At 58.7% G+C, this 254-nt stretch carries 1 protein-coding gene; it reads right to left on the bottom strand.

Annotated features, from left to right (window positions below; all coding sequences use genetic code 11):
* On the bottom strand, positions 1-254 hold a 254-nt coding region (locus OGX90_RS01140; RefSeq protein ID WP_286609166.1), incomplete at both ends, for a DUF2931 family protein.

Genomic DNA, 254 nt, shown 5'->3' with positions numbered 1-254 from the left:
TTGCCGGAGCGGGTTGTCAGTTTCAGGGGCGTGACCGGCAGGCTGGGGCGTCCGGCGACATCGGAAAACCAGATTTTGACCTTGCCGCCGGGAGACAGGCCAAACACCATTCTGTTGTACCAGACAGGGGCGCCCGATGGGCGGGTATGATCGGCAGGTGTTTTCATCCTCAGCCAGGTTTCGGGGCCGAAGACGGCGCTGGTTTCATAGGTCTGCTGGTCAATATAGGAATCCCAGCAGAAGACAATGTACTG

The sequence above is a fragment of the Citrobacter sp. Cpo012 genome (assembly GCF_030333015.1).
GTDB lineage: Bacteria > Pseudomonadota > Gammaproteobacteria > Enterobacterales > Enterobacteriaceae > Citrobacter > Citrobacter portucalensis.
Note: the sequence above shows the minus strand (reverse complement) of the source record. Positions and strands in the feature narration are given on the sequence as shown.